The sequence below is a fragment of the Luteimicrobium album genome, from assembly GCF_030161555.1.
Lineage (GTDB): Bacteria > Actinomycetota > Actinomycetes > Actinomycetales > Cellulomonadaceae > Luteimicrobium > Luteimicrobium album.
Map to the genome: position 1 here is coordinate 316,782 of NZ_BSUK01000001.1, position 14,711 is coordinate 331,492.

The following is a 14,711-nucleotide window of genomic DNA, read 5'->3' on the forward strand; positions in this document are numbered from 1 at the left end:
CGACGGAACGAGGGTCGGAGACCGGGGCCCAGGCGAACGACCCGTGTTGCGTCGGTCAGAAAGCACGTCGCTCCCCGGTGGTGATCCACCTGATGCGCCAGTCGCGACGCGTCCCATGCTAGCCGACCTCCGCCGGACGGGAAGCCCCCGACCCGGCTCGGGAGCCCGCCCCGGCTACGATGTGAACGTGCCTGAGCCACGACGCCCCACCGGCAACCAGGCCGCGCTCCGGGAGGCGAATCGCAGCCGCATCATCGACGCGGTCAAGCACCATGGCGCCCTGACGCAGGTCGAACTCGCCGGAACCACCGGCCTTTCTCCCGCGACCGTCTCGAACATCGTCAAGGAGCTCAGCACCTCGGGTGTCCTGCACACCGCCCCCAGCACCCGCAGCGGGCGCCGCGCGCAGCGCGTCACGCTCGCTCACCAGCTCGGGCTGACCGTCGGGATCCACGTCTCGACGCGACACATGCACGTCGCCCTCGCCGACACCCGGTACACGGTCGTGACCGAGCACCGGATGCCGCTCGCCCGCCACCACCGGGCCGACAGCGAGCTCGACAAGGCGGCGCTCCTCATCGCCGACATGATCGAGTCGGTCGACGCGGACCGCGAGGAGATCCTCGGCGTCGGGATCGCCGTCGCCGCGCCCGTGGACCACGGCACGGGCATGATCGCCCGCCGCGGGCTCATGCGCGGCTGGGACGGCATCCCCATCGCCGAGAGCATGGCACAGCGGGTCGGCTGCCCCACCTACGTCGACAACTCCTCCAACCTCGCGGCGCTCGCCGAGCTCCGGCTCGGCGCTGCACGCGGCCGGTCCGACGTCGTCGTCCTGGAGCTGAGCGACGGGATCGGCGCGGGGATCGTCACCGGCGGCCGGGTGCTCGCCGGGCAGCACGGGACGGCCGGCGAGCTCGGCCACGTCGTCGTCGATCCCCACGGGCCGGTGTGCCGGTGCGGCAACCGAGGGTGCCTCGAGGCGGTCGCGGGCATCGACGCGGTGCTCGACGTCGTCAACTCCGGGCGCAGCCGCGCAGTCAACTTCACCGACCTGGTCGTGGCGGCGCTCACGGGCGACGACGAGTCGATCCGCGCGATCGCCGACGCGGGTCGCGCCGTCGGACGCGCCGTCGCCGGTCTCGCCAACGTGCTCGACCCCCAGCGGGTCGTCGTCGGCGGAGAGTTCGCACGCGCGGGCGAGCTGCTCGTCGGTCCGATCCGCCACGCGTTCGAAGCCGGTCTGCTGCGCGACGTCGGGGCCCTTCCGGAGCTGGTCCAGACCGAGCTCGGCGGCCGAGCTCCCGTGCTCGGCGCACTGGCGCTCGCGATCGATGCCCTCGACATCCAGGACCTCGTGATCCATGACGAGTGAGGCCCGCGCCCGACGCCGATGGCGCCCGGCGCGCGGTCCGCTCGTCCGCGTCATGGCGGCGTCGGCGGTGGCCGGAGCGCTGGTGACGCTGACGGCCTGCGCGAACGGGGTCTCCCCGGAAGGCTCCCGGACCGGCACGCGCCCAGCCACCGAGGCGAAGATCGGCCTGCTGCTGCCCGACAGCGTCACGCCGCGGTACTCCACGGCCGACTACCCGCTGTTCAAGGCGGCCGTCGCGGAGCGTTGCCCGCGATGCCAGGTGCTGTACCAGAACGCCGCGGGGAGCGCCGCCGCCCAGCAGCAACAGGCCCAGGCGATGATCACGCAGGACGTCTCCGTCCTCGTGCTCGACCCTTTCGACCGCCAGGCCGCGGCGGCCATCGTCACCCAGGCCCGGGCCAAGGGCATCCCGGTCATCGCCTATGACCGGCTCGTCGACTCGGGCGGCCTGGCCGCCTACGTCTCGTTCGACAACGAGAAGATCGGCGAGCTCCAGGCACGCTCCCTCGTCGACCGGATGCGAGCGCTCGGGCTGCCCGACGACGCAGGGATCCTCGAGATCAACGGCTCGCCCACGGACAACAACGCCAGGCTCTACCAGCAGGGCGCCAGGAACGTGCTCAAGACCACCGGGTACCGCGTGCTCGGCTCGTTCGACACGCCCGGCTGGGACCCGATCAAGGCGCAGCAGTGGGCCTCCGGCCAGATCGCCAAGGTCGGCGCCGACGAGATCAAGGGCGTCTACGCCGCGAACGACGACCTGGCCGCCGCAGCCATCTCCGCCCTCCAGTCCGCCGGGGTCGCGACGCTCCCGCCCGTGACCGGCCAGGACGCCTCCCTCGCGGGACTCCAGCGCGTCATCGCCGGGGAGCAGTACATGACCGTCTACAAGGCCTTCAAGCCCGAGGCCACCAAGGCCGCCGAGCTGGCCCTGGACCTCGCCGCCGGCAAGAGCGTCTCGCTGCCGACGACCGCGACCACCGCGACCGGGCAGGTCGTGCCCGCGATGCTGCTCGACACCGTGCCCGTCACGGCGGACGACATCGCGGACACGGTCGTCAAGGACGGCGTCTTCACGGTCGAGGACCTGTGCACCGCGCCCTATGCCGCGGCGTGCGAAAGGATCGGCCTCGAATGAAGCGAGCCATCGCCGACGAAGGGTACGACGGGTGACCACGACCGAGCTCGACCTCAGACCGCGGGTCCCGGCGACCGAGCCGGTGATGTCGCTGCGCGGCATCACGAAGCGCTTCGGCGCGGTCCGCGCACTCTCCCGGGTCGACCTCGACGTCTACCCCGGCGAGGTCGTCGCGCTCGTCGGCGACAACGGCGCGGGCAAGTCGACGCTCGTCAAGATCCTCGCCGGGGTGCACCAGCAGGACGACGGCACGATCACGTTCGAGAACGCCGTCGTGAGCATCACCGATCCGGCCGCCGCCAGGGAGCTCGGCATCTCGTCGGTGTTCCAGGACCTGGCGCTGTGCGACAACCTCGACGTCGTGGCCAACCTGTTCCTCGGCCACGAGGTCACGACCGGCGGCGTCATCGACGAGGAGGAGATGGAGCGTCGCTCGTGGGAGCTGCTCCGCCAGCTGTCGGCACGCATCCCGTCGGTCCGCACGCACGTCGCGGCGCTGTCCGGCGGCCAGCGCCAGAGCGTCGCCATCGCGCGTGCCCTCGTCGGCGAGCCGAAGGTCGTGGTGCTCGACGAGCCGACCGCCGCACTCGGCGTCGCGCAGACGGCCGAGGTCCTCAACCTGATCGAGCGGCTGCGCGAGCGCGGCCACGGCGTCGTGTTCGTCAGCCACAACCTCGCGGACGTCCAGGCCGTCGCGGACCGCGTCGTCGTCCTGCGGCTCGGGCGCAACAACGGCACCTTCAACACGCGCGACATCAGCTACGAGGACATCATCGCCGCCATCACCGGCGCCACCGACCACGGCGCCAGCCGCAACCCGTTCACCGAGGAGCCTGCATGAGCGCGCCGCTCGCCACGACGCGCCCCGCCATCCCCGGCGGCCCCAGCCTGCTCACCCGGCTCACGACGCGCGTCCGGCACGGCGAGCTCGGCCCTCTGCCCGTCGTCGTCGGTCTCGTCATCATCTGGGCCGTCTTCGGTGTGGCCACGGGCGGGGACTTCTTCGGGGCGGAGAACCTCGTCAACCTGGCCGTCCAGTGCGCCGGACCGGGGCTCATCGCCGTCGGCGTGGTGCTCGTCCTCCTGCTGGGCGAGATCGACCTGTCCGTCGGCTCCGTGAGCGGACTCGGTGCGGCGGTCCTCGGCGTCGGGCTCGTCAACCACGGCTGGCCCTTCCCGCTCGTCCTCGCGGTCGCGCTCGGCGCCGGGGCCGTGATCGGTCTCCTCTACGGCTTCCTTTTCGCGCGCTTCGGCGTGCCGAGCTTCGTGCTCACGCTCGCCGGGCTCCTCACCTTCCTCGGGGTCCAGCTCGCCCTCCTCAACACGAGCGGTTCGATCAACCTGCCGGCGGACTCGTTCATCGTGCGGTTCTCGCTCTTCGAGTACCTCCTCCCCTGGCAGGCCTACCTGCTCGCCGTGCTCGGCGCGGGAGGTCTGTTCCTGTCCGACCTGCGCACGAGCAGGCGCCGCGAGCGCGCCGGGCTGGCGAGCCGCCCGCTCGCCGTCTCGGCGCTCAAGGCGGGTCTCCTGCTCGCCGTGCTGCTCGGGGTCGCGGCATACCTCGCGACGGACCGCGGCACGGGAGTCTCCTTCGCGTTCCTGGTCGTGGTCGTGGTCGTCGTCAACTTCTTCGTCGGGCGCACACGCTGGGGGCGGTCCATCTACGCCGTCGGCGGCAACGTCGAGGCCGCTCGGCGCGCAGGCGTACGCGTGCACGTCGTGTATCTCACCGTCTTCATGCTCTGCTCGGTCTTCGCTGTGGTCGGTGGCCTCGTCTCGGCCGGCAGCCTGACCGCGGTCACGCTGTCGGCCGGGACCGGCGACGTGAACCTGAACGCCATCGCGGCTGCCGTGATCGGCGGGACGAGCCTCTTCGGTGGTCGTGGCAGCGCGTGGTCCGCCCTCCTCGGGGTCATCGTCGTGCAGTCCATCGCCAACGGGCTGAGCCTGATGAACTTCCAGGGTGACGCGCCGCGGTTCATCGTCACCGGCGTCGTCCTCCTGCTCGCCGTGATCGTCGACTCCGTCTCGCGTCGCAGCCGCCAGAACCACGGGACCGTCTGACGACGGCTGCGAGACGACGACTGGCTGCCATCATCTGGCTTCCACCCGGCTGCCACCCGGCTGCCACCGCACCAACCTCACCGCCGTCGTGCGACGTCGCCAGCCACGGCGGCCTTGCAGACCGCACGGACGCGGCGCGCGACGCGGCGCACGACACGGCGCACGACGAAGGGCCGCGGTCCGAAGACCGCGGCCCTTCTGGCCGTCCGGGGCTCGCGGTGCGGGCCCCGGACGGGGAACTCACTTGGTGAGCGGCGCGAGCGTCGAGTCGTTCGCGTAGACCTCGGCAGCGTTGTCCTTGGTCACGATGATCGGCTTGAGCAGGTTGGCCGGGACGACCTTGACACCGTTGTTGTAGGACTTGGTGTCGGTGACCGTCGGCTCGTCGCCCTTCTGGTACGCGTTCACCGCGTCGATCGAGGCCTTCACGAGCTCACGGGTGTCCTTGTAGATGGTCGAGTACTGCACGCCGGCCATGATCGACTTGACCGACTCGACCTCGGAGTCCTGACCGGTGATCACGGGCACCGGCTTGCCGGCCTGCTTGGCGGACGTGAGGGCCGCACGCGCCAGCGTGTCGTTCGGGGACAGGACACCGTCGAGGTCCTTGTCCTTGTAGTTCGCCGACAGGATCGTGTCCATGCGGTTCTGCGCGTTCTCGGGCTTCCACCCCTGCGTCGCCGTCTGCTGCTGGGTCGTCTGACCCGAGACGACCTTGAGCGTGCCGTCCTTGATCTTCGGGTTGAGCACGCTCATAGCGCCCTCGAAGAAGGGCTTCGAGTTCGCGTCGTCGGGCGAGCCCGAGATGAGCTCGATGTTGTAGGGCCCGCCGCCCTTGCGCGCCTTGAGCCCGTCGAGCAGCGCCTGGCCCTGGAGCTCGCCGACCTTGAAGTTGTCGAACGCCTCGTAGATGTCGACCGCGTCGGTGTTGAGCAGCAGGCGGTCGTAGGCGATGACCTTGACGCCCTGGTCGGCCGCGGCCTTGAGCTGGTTGCCCAGCTGCGAGCCGTCGATCGCGCCGACCACGATGACCTTGGCGCCCTTCTCGACCATGGCCTGGATCTGGTTCTGCTGCTCCGACACGCCGCTGTTCGCGAACTGGACGATCGGCTTGTAGCCGGCGCTCTTGAGCCCGTCCTCGAAGAGGTTCTGGGCGAGCACCCAGTTCTCCGAGGTCTTCTGGGGGAGCGCGACGCCGATCACGGAGTCCTGAGCGAACCCCTTGGCGTCGGACGTCTTGTCCGAGTCGCCGCCGCGGTCGGAGCTGGAGCAGCCCGAGAGCACGAGCGCTCCGGCGGCACCGAGGGCGAGGATCGTCGATGCGACCTTCATCTTCATGGTGTTGTCCATCCTTCTGTGTTGCGGGACCCTTCGTCGGGCCCCGGTGTGGACGATCTGGGGATTACTGGCGTGGGAATGCTGCCGTGACGGTCGGGCTCAGCCCTGGGCAGCCGTCGCCCCGTCGGCGACGGGAACCTCGGGTCGTGGCTCCTCGAGACCCGGGGTCGTGCCCGTCTCGCGACCCTTGCGAGACGGGAAGATCTTTCCGATGATCGACGGCCGCCCCTGCGACTTGGAGTAGACGTCGAACGCGACCGCGACCAGGAGCACGAGGCCCTTGATGACCTGGGTCTTGTCCGAGCCGACGCCGCTGAGCTGGAGTCCGTTGTTGAGGACCGCCATCACGAGACCACCGATGACGGAGCCGAGGACGGTGCCGACACCGCCCGACACCGCGGCGCCGCCGATGAAGACGGCCGCGATGGCGTCGAGCTCCCAGCCGGTTCCGTCGGCCGGGCCCGACGAGGTCGCGCGACCGACGAAGATCATCCCGGCGAGGGCCGCGAGCACAGACATGTTCATCATCACGAGGAAGTTCGTCCGGCGGATGTTGACGCCTGACAGCGCAGCAGCCGCACGGTTGCCGCCGACGGCGTAGACGTGGCGTCCCTCGGCGGTCTTCGACGCGATGAAGTGGTAGACCACTGCGACGATCAAGAGGATGATGCCCGGGATCGGGAACGAGGTGCCGTAGCGGCCGCTGCCGAACAGGTAGGTGACGTAGCCGATCACGACGATGCTCACGACCACACGCGTCACCGCGGCACGGGTCGAGGGCGGTGCGATGCCGAGGCGGATCGCGGCGCGCCGACGGCGGACCTCTGAGTACACGATCCAGACGGCGACGAGGATGCCGAGCAGCAGCGTCGAGTTGTTCAGCTGTGTGTTCGGACCCCACTCGGGCAGGTAGCCGGCGCCGAAGTCCTGCAAGCCCTGAGGCACCGGCACCGAGTTCGACTGGCCGATCCACTGGTTCGCACCGCGGAAGAGCATCATGCCCGCGAGGGTGGTGATGAACCCCGGGATGCCGACGTAGGCGACCCAGAAGCCCTGCCAGGCACCGATCACGGCACCCACGCCGAGGCCCAGCAGCACGCCGAGCCACCACGGGATGCCCCAGTCGCGGATCGCGAGCGCCACGATGATGCCGGTGACTGCGGCGACCGAGCCGACCGACAGGTCGATATGGCCCGCGATGATGACGAGCACCATGCCGATCGCGAGGATGAGGATGTAGGAGTTGCCGATGATGAGGTTCTGGACGTTCGTCGAGGTCAGAACGTCCCCGCCCGTCGTGATCTGGAAGAACAGGATCAGCACGATCAGGGCGAGCCCCATGCCGAACTGGCGGATGGAGGACATCGTTGAGTTTCCTTCGCTTCTGCCGGGTGCCGGGTTTGCGTCGGGCACCCGGACCTGGTGGTCGTGGGGCGGGGTACTGGCGCGGTCAGCGGGCCCGCGCGAGCCCGGTTCCGGTCATGAGCCGCATGAGCTCCTCCTGCGTGGCGTCCGCGCCACGGATCTCGCCGGTGACCCGGCCCTCGAAGACGGTGTAGATGCGGTCGCACAGCCCCATGAGCTCGGGCAGCTCCGACGAGATCACGACGACGCCCTTCCCGCTGTCGGCGAGTCGCTGGATGAGGCCGTAGATCTCGTACTTCGCGCCGACGTCGATGCCGCGGGTCGGCTCGTCGAGGATCAGCAGGTCGGGCTCGGTGAACATCCACTTGGCCAGCAGCACCTTCTGCTGGTTGCCGCCCGACAGCTTGGAGACGCCCTCCTTGACCGTCGGGGTCTTGATGTTGAGGGACTTGCGATACTCCTCGGCGGCCAGGTACGACCGGTCGTCGTCGATGACCGAGTGCTTGGACACGCGCGGGAGGTTGGCCGAGATCACCGTCTCCTGGATCGTGTCGAGGAGATTGAGGCCGAGCGCCTTGCGGTCCTCTGACACGTAGGCCACACGATGCTTGATGGCCGACAGGACGTCCGGCATGGAGATCTCCTTGCCGTCCATCGTGATCGTGCCGGAGAGGAACCGGCCGTAGCTGCGGCCGAAGATCGAGCGCGCCAGCTCCGTCCGGCCGGCGCCCATGATGCCGGCGAACCCGACGATCTCGCCGCGCCGCACGTGGAACGTGGAGTCCTTGCAGACGAGGCGGCCGGGAACCTCGGGGTGCTCGACCCGCCAGTCCTTGACCTCGAAGAACGTCTCGCCGATCTTCGGCTCGTGCTCGGGGAACCGCGAGGACAGCGATCGTCCGACCATGCCGCGGATGATGCGGTCCTCGTTGATCTCGCCGGCGCGCACGTCGAGCGTCTCGACCGTGTGTCCGTCCCGGATGATGGTGATGGAGTCCGCGATCTCCTCGATCTCGTTGAGCTTGTGGGAGATCATGATGCTCGTCAGGCCCTTGGAGCGCAGCCCGCGGAGCAGGTCGAGCAGGTGCTCGGAGTCGTCCTCGTTGAGCGCGGCGGTGGGCTCGTCGAGGATCAGCAGGCGGACGTTCTTCGACAGCGCCCGGGCGATCTCCACGAGCTGCTGCTGCCCGACGCCGATGTTCTTGATGAGGCTGTCCGGCGAGGCGCGCAGGCCGACCCGGGCGATGAGCTCCTCGGCACGGCGACGCGTCTCGCCCCAGTCGATGCCGAACCGTCCGCGGACCTCGTTCCCGAGGAAGATGTTCTCCATGATCGACAGCTCGGGGATGAGCGCGAGCTCCTGGTGGATGATCACGATCCCGACGTGCTCGCTGGAGCGGATGTCCTTGAACTCGACGAGCTCGCCCTGGTAGTAGATCTCACCCTCGTAGGTGCCGTGCGGGTAGACCCCGGACAGGACCTTCATGAGGGTGGACTTGCCGGCGCCGTTCTCGCCGCAGATCGCGTGGATCTCGCCCAAGCGCACGGTCAGCGACACGTTGTCCAGGGCCTTCACACCAGGGAACTCCTTGGTGATGGACCGCATCTCGAGCACGGCGGGTGCTGCAGCCATCGCTCCTCCTTCTCCACACTGAACAGGTCGTCGACATCGAACGGCGAGCGGGAACGACGGTAGGTCGTCGGCGATCTTGTCGTCAACTCCTGAACTCAAGCGGAGTGTCGCTCGGACCGTGACGGCGCGGCCTGGCGCACCGGAGCCCGGTCAATCGTTCAAGCAGTGAACCTCGAGTGCCACACGAGCTCCTCTCGCCCCGCCGCGCACCGTCCGAATGACACCGTTGTCACATCGAGACGAGCATCGTCGCAGGTCAGAGCATCGGCAGACCGTACGACGCAAGGTGAAAGCACCACCCTCGTGAACCGGATCCGATGTCCGCACCCCCGCCGAGCGTCGTCCAGGTCTTTCTGGCATGGCCAGGATCTCCCGAGATCGCTGACCAGTCACGGCGAAAACGTCACGGAATCACAACGATTCTCCGAGCCGCCCGCACGAGGTCGGACGAACCGCCCCCGAGCGGCTCTCCTCAGCCGGCAGAGCGGGCCTGCGCCTCACCGAGGATCCGCCGCAGATACGTGAACGTCAGGTCGCCGGCCGCCTTGTCGTACTGCTCCTCGTAGCCCTGGCGCTGGTACATCGCGAGGTTCTGGAGCGAGTCCTTGCCCGTGAAGACCCAGATCTCCTTGGTCTCCTCCGGCAGGTACGGCAGAACCGCCCACATGAGCTGCGTGCCGACGCCGTGGCCCTGCTGGTCGGGAGCGACCGCCAGCCGGCCCAACGTCGCCTTCTGCCCCTCGATCTCGACACGCACCGACCCCACCAGCCGGTGCCCCTCCCACGCGCCGATCGTCGTCACGTCGTCGCGCGCCAGGTCCTCGCGCAGCTCGTGGAGCGTCTGCGTGAGCGGCGGGATGTTCGGGTCGCCGTACTGCTGGGCCTCGGTGACGAACGCCGCACGCCTCAAGGTGAGCAGCTCGCCGGCGCTCGCGTCGTCGACGAGGTCGATCCGGATCTGCTTCTCACTCATGGCTCTATCGTCGCAGAGAACCGTGGGCCCGCGCGTACCCTGGGCGGGTGCATCCGGCGAACGACCCCGCAGCCCCCTCGGCCGGGCCCGAGTGGGTGCTCACCCTCTCGTGCCCCGACCGCCCCGGCATCGTCCACGCCGTCTCCGGCGTGATCGCGGGGCTCGGCGGGAACATCACGGAGTCCCAGCAGTTCGGGTCCCCCGTGACCGGCCGGTTCTACATGCGCGTCCAGGTCGCCCTCCCGGGCGCGCCCGACGACGGCGCGGCGGCGCTGCGCGACGCGCTCGGCCCCGTGGTCGCGGAGTTCGACCTGGTCTGGGGCCTCGACCGTGTCGGCCGTGCCGTGCCCACCGTCATCATGGTCAGCAAGGAAGCGCACTGCCTCAACGACCTGCTCTTCCGGCAGCGTGCGGGCGACCTGCCGCTCGACGTCGTCGCCGTCGTCGGGAACCACCCCGACCTCGCCGAACTCACGACCTTCTACGGCGTCCCGTTCCACCACGTCCCGGTCACGCGCGACACCAAGCCAGAGGCCGAGGCCGAGCTGCTCCGCATCGTCGCGGGCACCGGCGCCGAGCTCGTCGTCCTCGCCCGGTACATGCAGATCCTGTCCGACGAGCTGTGCGCCCGGCTCGCCGGGCACGTGATCAACATCCACCACTCGTTCCTGCCGAGCTTCAAGGGCGCGCGTCCTTACCACCAGGCGTTCGAGCGGGGCGTCAAGCTCATCGGTGCGACGTCGCACTACGTGACCGGCGACCTCGACGAGGGGCCGATCATCGAGCAGGAGGTCGAGCGCGTCGACCACACCCGCAACCCCGCCGAGCTGGTGGCGCTGGGCCAGGACGTCGAGCGTCGGACGCTCGCGCGGGCCGTGCGGTGGCACGCGGAGCACCGGGTCCTGCTCGACGGGCTGAGGACCGTCGTCTTCCGTTGACCGCCAGCCCGCGAGGTATACCGGCGGCCGTACCACCTCGCGGTCAGGGGGCGGTGAGCAGGGTCCGGAGGCGGGCCGCCAGATCGGCGTCGATCAGACCGGCCGCGGACGCGTCGACGTCGAGGACCTTGTCGCGTGACGTCTGACCCGACACGAGCGTGACCGCGCGTCGCCGGACGCCGAGGGCGTCCGCGACCGCGGCGAGCACCGCCTCGGTCGCCTTGCCGTCGACGGCGCGGGCGCTCACCGCGACCACGAGCCGCGCGTCGTCGCCGTAGCTGCCGCCGACCCGAGTGCGCGAGGCGCCGGGGCGGACGCGGACCGCGACCCGCATCAGGCGTCCGCCAGCTCGGCCTCGCTCCGAAGGACGCAGAACTCGTTGCCCTCGGGGTCGCCGAGGATGGCCCAGCCGAGCCCGGTCGCGGGCTCGCGCCGGTCGGCGACCAGCGTCGCCCCGATCCCGAGCAGCCTCTCGACCTCCTGGTCGCGTGTGCCCTCGCGCGGGCGCAGGTCGAGGTGGAGGCGGTTCTTGACCGACTTCGGCTCCGGCACCTCGACGAACAGCAGCCGGTGGCCGGTGTCGGGATCGAGGACCAAGCATTCCTCGTGCCCGGGAGCGTTCGGGTCACCGTCGAGGTCGACGTACCCGAGGACCTGCTTCCACCACTCCGAGAGCGCGTACGCGTCGCGGCAGTCGACGGTCGTGTGGGCGACGAACGAGGTCATCGGCCCACGCTAAGGCCGAGAACGGGATATCGGCCGGCCGAGGGGGCGAGGCTCAGACGAGGACACCCTCGTGCTCGAGCAGCCACACCTTGCGGTCGAGGCCGCCCGCGTACCCGGTGAGCGCGCCGTTCGCGCCGACGACGCGGTGGCACGGCACGACGACACCCAGCGGGTTGCGCCCCACCGCCCCGCCGACGGCGCGCGCCGCGCTCGGCGGGAGGCCGAGGTCGGCGGCGATCGTGCCGTAGGTCGTGGTGACGCCGAACGGGATCTCCCGCAGGCGCAGCCAGACGGCCCGCTGGAAGTCGGAGCCCCGTGGCGCGAGGTCGAGGTCGAACGACGTGCGGTCCCCCGCGAAGTACTCGCGCAGCTCCCGCACGGCACCGGCGAAGACCGGGTCGTCCACGGACACCTCGTCGCCGAGCCGCGCGTCGGGCGGCAAGTGCCGCTGCGCCGTCATGTACAGGGCGGCGAGCCGACCGTCGTCGGCGACGAGCGTGAGCGCGCCGAGCGGGCTGTCGATCACGGTGTGCACGGTCGTGGTGGTGACGGTGTTGATGGTCATGCCGCGTCCCCTTCCTGGTGGACAAGAACATTCTGGTCGGTGGGCATGCGGTTGACGGCGTGGTCTCCGGTCGCCCACAGGTGCTGGACGGCGTACGCGCGCCAGGGCCGCCAGGCCTCCGCGCGAGCGGTCAGGGCGGCGGGCGACGTGGGCAGGCCGAGCGCGCCGGCCGCGCCGCGCACGCCCAGGTCACCCGGGACGAACGCGTCCGGGTCGCCGAGAGCGCGCATCGCGACGATCTCGACGGTCCACGGGCCGATGCCCCGCACCTCGCCGAGCCGGGCGCGCGCACGCTCCCAGTCGGCGCCCGCACCGAGGTCGAGCTCGCCGGAGGCGAGCAGCCGCGCCACGGACAGGAGCGTCGCGCGCCGCGACGCGGGCATCGCGAGCGCGGCGCCGAGCGCGAGGGACGTCGCCTCGGACGGGTCGTCGGCGGCGCGGACGAGCCGGTCCGGCGCGGGGAAGACGTGCGTGAGCCCGCCCTCCGCGTCGACGAGCTCGTCACCGAGCGCCCGGACCAGGCGTGCCGCGTGCGTCCGGGCCGCGGCCGTCGAGACCTGCTGGCCCAGCACCGCCCGCAGCGCGAACGCGTCCGGGTCGAGCGTGCGCGGCACCCGACGCCCCGGTGCGGCCGCGACCAGCGGGGCGAGCACGGGGTCGGCCGCGAGCGCCGCGTCCACGGCCTCGGGGTCGGCGTCCAGGTCGAGCGCGCGACGGCAGCGGCCGATCGCTGCCGCGAGGTCGCGCAGGTCGGCGAGGTGGAGCCGGGCTTCGACGTGCCCGTCGCGCGGCGCGAGCGCCACGATCCCCGGGCCGTGCGGGAGCGCGACCGTGGACCGGTACGCGCCGTCCCGCCATTCCTCGACGCCCGGGACGGCGGTCGCGACGAGGTGCCCGAACAGGTTGTCCGGCGTGAGCGGCCGGCGGTACGGCAGACGCACCGTCAGCGTGGTCCAGACGGTGTCGCCCCTGGGGCGCCGGCCACCGGCTCCCCCGCGCCCGGGTGGGCCGTCCGGCCGGGGCGAGCGACGTCGTCGGGCACGACGGCGCGGCCGCGGCGGATGCCCTCCTGCGCCCGACGGCGCAGGTCGCCCGGGGTGAGGGCGTACACCTCCTGGACGGTCTCGTTGAAGGTGCGCAGGCTGCCGAAGCCGGCGGCGAACGCGACGTCGGCGAGCGGGAGGTCGGTGCCCTCGGCGAGCAGGCGGGCGGTCTGGGCGCGCTGCGCGCGGGCGAGCTGAAGGGGGCCCGCGCCGAGCTCCGCCGCGAGGTGACGCTGGACCTGGCGGGGCGAGTACCCGAGGCGGTGGGCGAGGCCGGGCACGCCCTCGCGGTCCACGACCCCGTCGCCGATGAGGCGCATGGCCCGCCCGACGACATCGGCCCGGACGTCCCACTCGGGCGACCCGGCCGTGGTGTCGGGGCGGCAGCGCTTGCAGGCGCGGTAGCCGGCGCGCTGGGCGGCGGCGGCGGTCGGGTAGAAGGTCATGTTCTCGGCCCGCGGGGTGGGTGCCGGGCAGCTCGGCCGGCAGTAGATGCGCGTGGTGCGCACGGCCGTGAAGAACTGGCCGTCGAAGCGGGCGTCGCGGCTCGCGACGGCCCGTACGCAGCTCTCGGTGTCGGGGACCATGCGTCCATCATGCGCGGTCACGCCGACAGATACTCGCGAGTTTCGGACACGACTGTGGAGGCGGCCGGAGCGTGCCCGACCCGTATCCTGAGACGTGCCCAGGCCTCCCTCTCCTGCCGCCCTGCGCGTGCCCGTCCGTGCCCTGGTCGAGCGGACCCTCGTGCGGCGGCTGCGCCGCGAAGTGGCGCGGCGGCCCGTCCCGCGGCACGTCGGCATCATCATGGACGGCAACCGCCGATGGGCCCGGAGCCTCGGGGTCACGGACGCGCGGTTCGGGCACCGCGCCGGGGCCGACCACCTCGACGACGTCCTCGGCTGGTGCGCCGACACCGGCGTGCGCGCGGCGAGCGTGTACGTGCTGTCGGCCGACAACCTCGCCAAGCGTGCGGGCGACGAGGTCGCGTTCCTCCTCGAGCTGCTGCGCACCACCATCCCCGACCGCGTCTCCCGCCCCGGGGGCCTGTGGGCGCTCGAGGTGTCGGGCGCGCCGGACCTCCTGCCCGACGACGTCACCCGCGCCCTCAAGGACGCCGCCGACGCGACGCGCGGGCGCCCGCTGCGCCTCACGCTCGCGGTCGGCTACGACCCCTACCGGGAGATCGTCGAGGCCATCCGGTGCGTGCTCGACGACGCTGCGGACCACGGGCTCGGCGCCCTCGCGGCCGCGGAGCTCGTCAGCGCCGACGCGATCGACGAGCACATCGCCTCACCGCGCAACGACATCGACCTCGTCATCCGGACGAGCGGCGAGCAGCGGCTGTCGGGGTTCTTCCCGTGGCGCAGCGCGAACGCGGACCTGGAGTTCTGCGACGTGTACTGGCCCGCGTTCCGCGAGCTCGACCTGCTGCGCGCCCTGCGCACGTGGGGGCGTCGCCACGGTGCGTGAGCCGGGCGCGCTGACGTAGCGGCGCCCACCCCCACAGAGGCCGACCACACAGGGCAATCACCGGTGCTTCTGTCCCGATA

General features: G+C 71.1%; 15 protein-coding genes and 1 riboswitch. Of the genes, 6 read left to right on the forward strand and 9 right to left on the reverse strand.

What is annotated here, in order from left to right:
• Positions 1 to 19: 19 nt before the first annotated feature.
• A riboswitch (ZMP/ZTP riboswitch) is annotated at positions 20 to 115 on the reverse strand.
• Positions 116 to 187: 72 nt separating this feature from the next.
• The 4 genes from QQK45_RS01635 (at position 188) to QQK45_RS01650 (ending at position 4,577) form a co-directional block, all read left to right on the forward strand.
• Positions 188 to 1,375, forward strand: coding sequence for an ROK family transcriptional regulator (locus QQK45_RS01635; protein WP_284291660.1), 1,188 nt, complete (start codon positions 188 to 190; stop codon positions 1,373 to 1,375).
• Entirely contained in the window at positions 1,365 to 2,513 is a 1,149-nt protein-coding gene (locus QQK45_RS01640) for a substrate-binding domain-containing protein (protein ID WP_284291662.1), read from the forward strand. Before QQK45_RS01635 ends, QQK45_RS01640 begins: the two co-directional genes overlap by 11 nt.
• A gap of 85 nt (positions 2,514 to 2,598) precedes the next feature.
• Entirely contained in the window at positions 2,599 to 3,354 is a 756-nt protein-coding gene (locus tag QQK45_RS01645; RefSeq protein ID WP_284294907.1) for an ATP-binding cassette domain-containing protein, read from the forward strand.
• On the forward strand, positions 3,351 to 4,577 hold the full coding sequence (locus QQK45_RS01650) for a sugar ABC transporter permease (protein ID WP_284291664.1): 1,227 nt from the start codon (positions 3,351 to 3,353) through the stop codon (positions 4,575 to 4,577). The genes QQK45_RS01645 and QQK45_RS01650 overlap by 4 nt, the downstream gene beginning before the upstream one ends.
• Before the next feature lie 240 nt (positions 4,578 to 4,817).
• Here QQK45_RS01650 and QQK45_RS01655 read toward each other — a convergent pair whose 3' ends face one another.
• The 4 genes from QQK45_RS01655 to QQK45_RS01670 form a co-directional block, all read right to left on the reverse strand.
• The gene (locus tag QQK45_RS01655; protein WP_284294908.1) at positions 4,818 to 5,909 is read right to left on the reverse strand and encodes a substrate-binding domain-containing protein; all 1,092 of its coding nucleotides are present in this window, start codon (positions 5,907 to 5,909) and stop codon (positions 4,818 to 4,820) included.
• Between the two features lie 105 nt (positions 5,910 to 6,014).
• Entirely contained in the window at positions 6,015 to 7,280 is a 1,266-nt protein-coding gene (gene mmsB, locus QQK45_RS01660; RefSeq protein WP_284291665.1) for a multiple monosaccharide ABC transporter permease, read from the reverse strand.
• 85 nt (positions 7,281 to 7,365) lie between these two features.
• Positions 7,366 to 8,913: a multiple monosaccharide ABC transporter ATP-binding protein gene (mmsA, locus tag QQK45_RS01665; protein ID WP_284291667.1), complete on the reverse strand. Its 1,548-nt coding sequence runs from the start codon at positions 8,911 to 8,913 to the stop codon at positions 7,366 to 7,368.
• Between the two features lie 472 nt (positions 8,914 to 9,385).
• Positions 9,386 to 9,886, reverse strand: coding sequence for a GNAT family N-acetyltransferase (locus QQK45_RS01670; RefSeq protein WP_284291669.1), 501 nt, complete (start codon positions 9,884 to 9,886; stop codon positions 9,386 to 9,388).
• 47 nt (positions 9,887 to 9,933) lie between these two features.
• Here QQK45_RS01670 and purU point away from each other — a divergent pair, with 47 nt between their 5' ends.
• Positions 9,934 to 10,824, forward strand: a complete 891-nt coding sequence (gene purU / locus QQK45_RS01675) for a formyltetrahydrofolate deformylase (RefSeq protein WP_284291671.1) — start codon at positions 9,934 to 9,936, stop codon at positions 10,822 to 10,824.
• Positions 10,825 to 10,867: 43 nt separating this feature from the next.
• Here purU and QQK45_RS01680 read toward each other — a convergent pair whose 3' ends face one another.
• The 5 genes from QQK45_RS01680 to QQK45_RS01700 are packed head-to-tail and all read right to left on the reverse strand — an operon-like array spanning position 10,868 to position 13,745.
• Positions 10,868 to 11,158, reverse strand: a complete 291-nt coding sequence (locus QQK45_RS01680) for a DUF167 domain-containing protein (protein ID WP_284291673.1) — start codon at positions 11,156 to 11,158, stop codon at positions 10,868 to 10,870.
• Complete coding sequence (locus tag QQK45_RS01685; protein WP_284291674.1) at positions 11,158 to 11,550, reverse strand: VOC family protein; 393 nt, start codon at positions 11,548 to 11,550, stop codon at positions 11,158 to 11,160. Before QQK45_RS01685 ends, QQK45_RS01680 begins: the two co-directional genes overlap by 1 nt.
• 52 nt (positions 11,551 to 11,602) lie before the next feature.
• On the reverse strand, positions 11,603 to 12,115 hold the full coding sequence (locus QQK45_RS01690) for a methylated-DNA--[protein]-cysteine S-methyltransferase (protein ID WP_284291676.1): 513 nt from the start codon (positions 12,113 to 12,115) through the stop codon (positions 11,603 to 11,605).
• Complete coding sequence (locus QQK45_RS01695; protein WP_284291678.1) at positions 12,112 to 13,056, reverse strand: DNA-3-methyladenine glycosylase family protein; 945 nt, start codon at positions 13,054 to 13,056, stop codon at positions 12,112 to 12,114. The genes QQK45_RS01690 and QQK45_RS01695 overlap by 4 nt, the downstream gene beginning before the upstream one ends.
• A 2-nt stretch (positions 13,057 to 13,058) precedes the next feature.
• On the reverse strand, positions 13,059 to 13,745 hold the full coding sequence (locus QQK45_RS01700) for a bifunctional transcriptional activator/DNA repair enzyme AdaA (protein ID WP_284291681.1): 687 nt from the start codon (positions 13,743 to 13,745) through the stop codon (positions 13,059 to 13,061).
• A 94-nt stretch (positions 13,746 to 13,839) separates the two neighbouring features.
• On the opposite strand from QQK45_RS01700, the gene uppS reads away from it, so the two are divergent.
• Positions 13,840 to 14,631, forward strand: coding sequence for a polyprenyl diphosphate synthase (gene uppS, locus QQK45_RS01705; protein WP_284291682.1), 792 nt, complete (start codon positions 13,840 to 13,842; stop codon positions 14,629 to 14,631).
• The last annotated feature ends 80 nt before the right edge of the window (positions 14,632 to 14,711 follow it).

Excerpts from the sequence above, each read along its gene's own strand:
- QQK45_RS01640 (WP_284291662.1), top strand. The coding sequence starts at position 1,365 with ATGACGAGTGAGGCCCGCGCCCGACGCCGATGGCGCCCGGCGCGCGGT.
- QQK45_RS01645 (WP_284294907.1), top strand. The coding sequence starts at position 2,599 with ATGTCGCTGCGCGGCATCACGAAGCGCTTCGGCGCGGTCCGCGCACTC.
- QQK45_RS01650 (WP_284291664.1), top strand. The coding sequence starts at position 3,351 with ATGAGCGCGCCGCTCGCCACGACGCGCCCCGCCATCCCCGGCGGCCCC.
- QQK45_RS01655 (WP_284294908.1), bottom strand. The coding sequence starts at position 5,909 with ATGAAGGTCGCATCGACGATCCTCGCCCTCGGTGCCGCCGGAGCGCTC.
- mmsB (WP_284291665.1), bottom strand. The coding sequence starts at position 7,280 with ATGTCCTCCATCCGCCAGTTCGGCATGGGGCTCGCCCTGATCGTGCTG.
- mmsA (WP_284291667.1), bottom strand. The coding sequence starts at position 8,913 with ATGGCTGCAGCACCCGCCGTGCTCGAGATGCGGTCCATCACCAAGGAG.
- QQK45_RS01670 (WP_284291669.1), bottom strand. The coding sequence starts at position 9,886 with ATGAGTGAGAAGCAGATCCGGATCGACCTCGTCGACGACGCGAGCGCC.
- QQK45_RS01680 (WP_284291673.1), bottom strand. The coding sequence starts at position 11,158 with ATGCGGGTCGCGGTCCGCGTCCGCCCCGGCGCCTCGCGCACTCGGGTC.
- QQK45_RS01685 (WP_284291674.1), bottom strand. The coding sequence starts at position 11,550 with ATGACCTCGTTCGTCGCCCACACGACCGTCGACTGCCGCGACGCGTAC.
- QQK45_RS01690 (WP_284291676.1), bottom strand. The coding sequence starts at position 12,115 with ATGACCATCAACACCGTCACCACCACGACCGTGCACACCGTGATCGAC.
- QQK45_RS01700 (WP_284291681.1), bottom strand. The coding sequence starts at position 13,745 with ATGGTCCCCGACACCGAGAGCTGCGTACGGGCCGTCGCGAGCCGCGAC.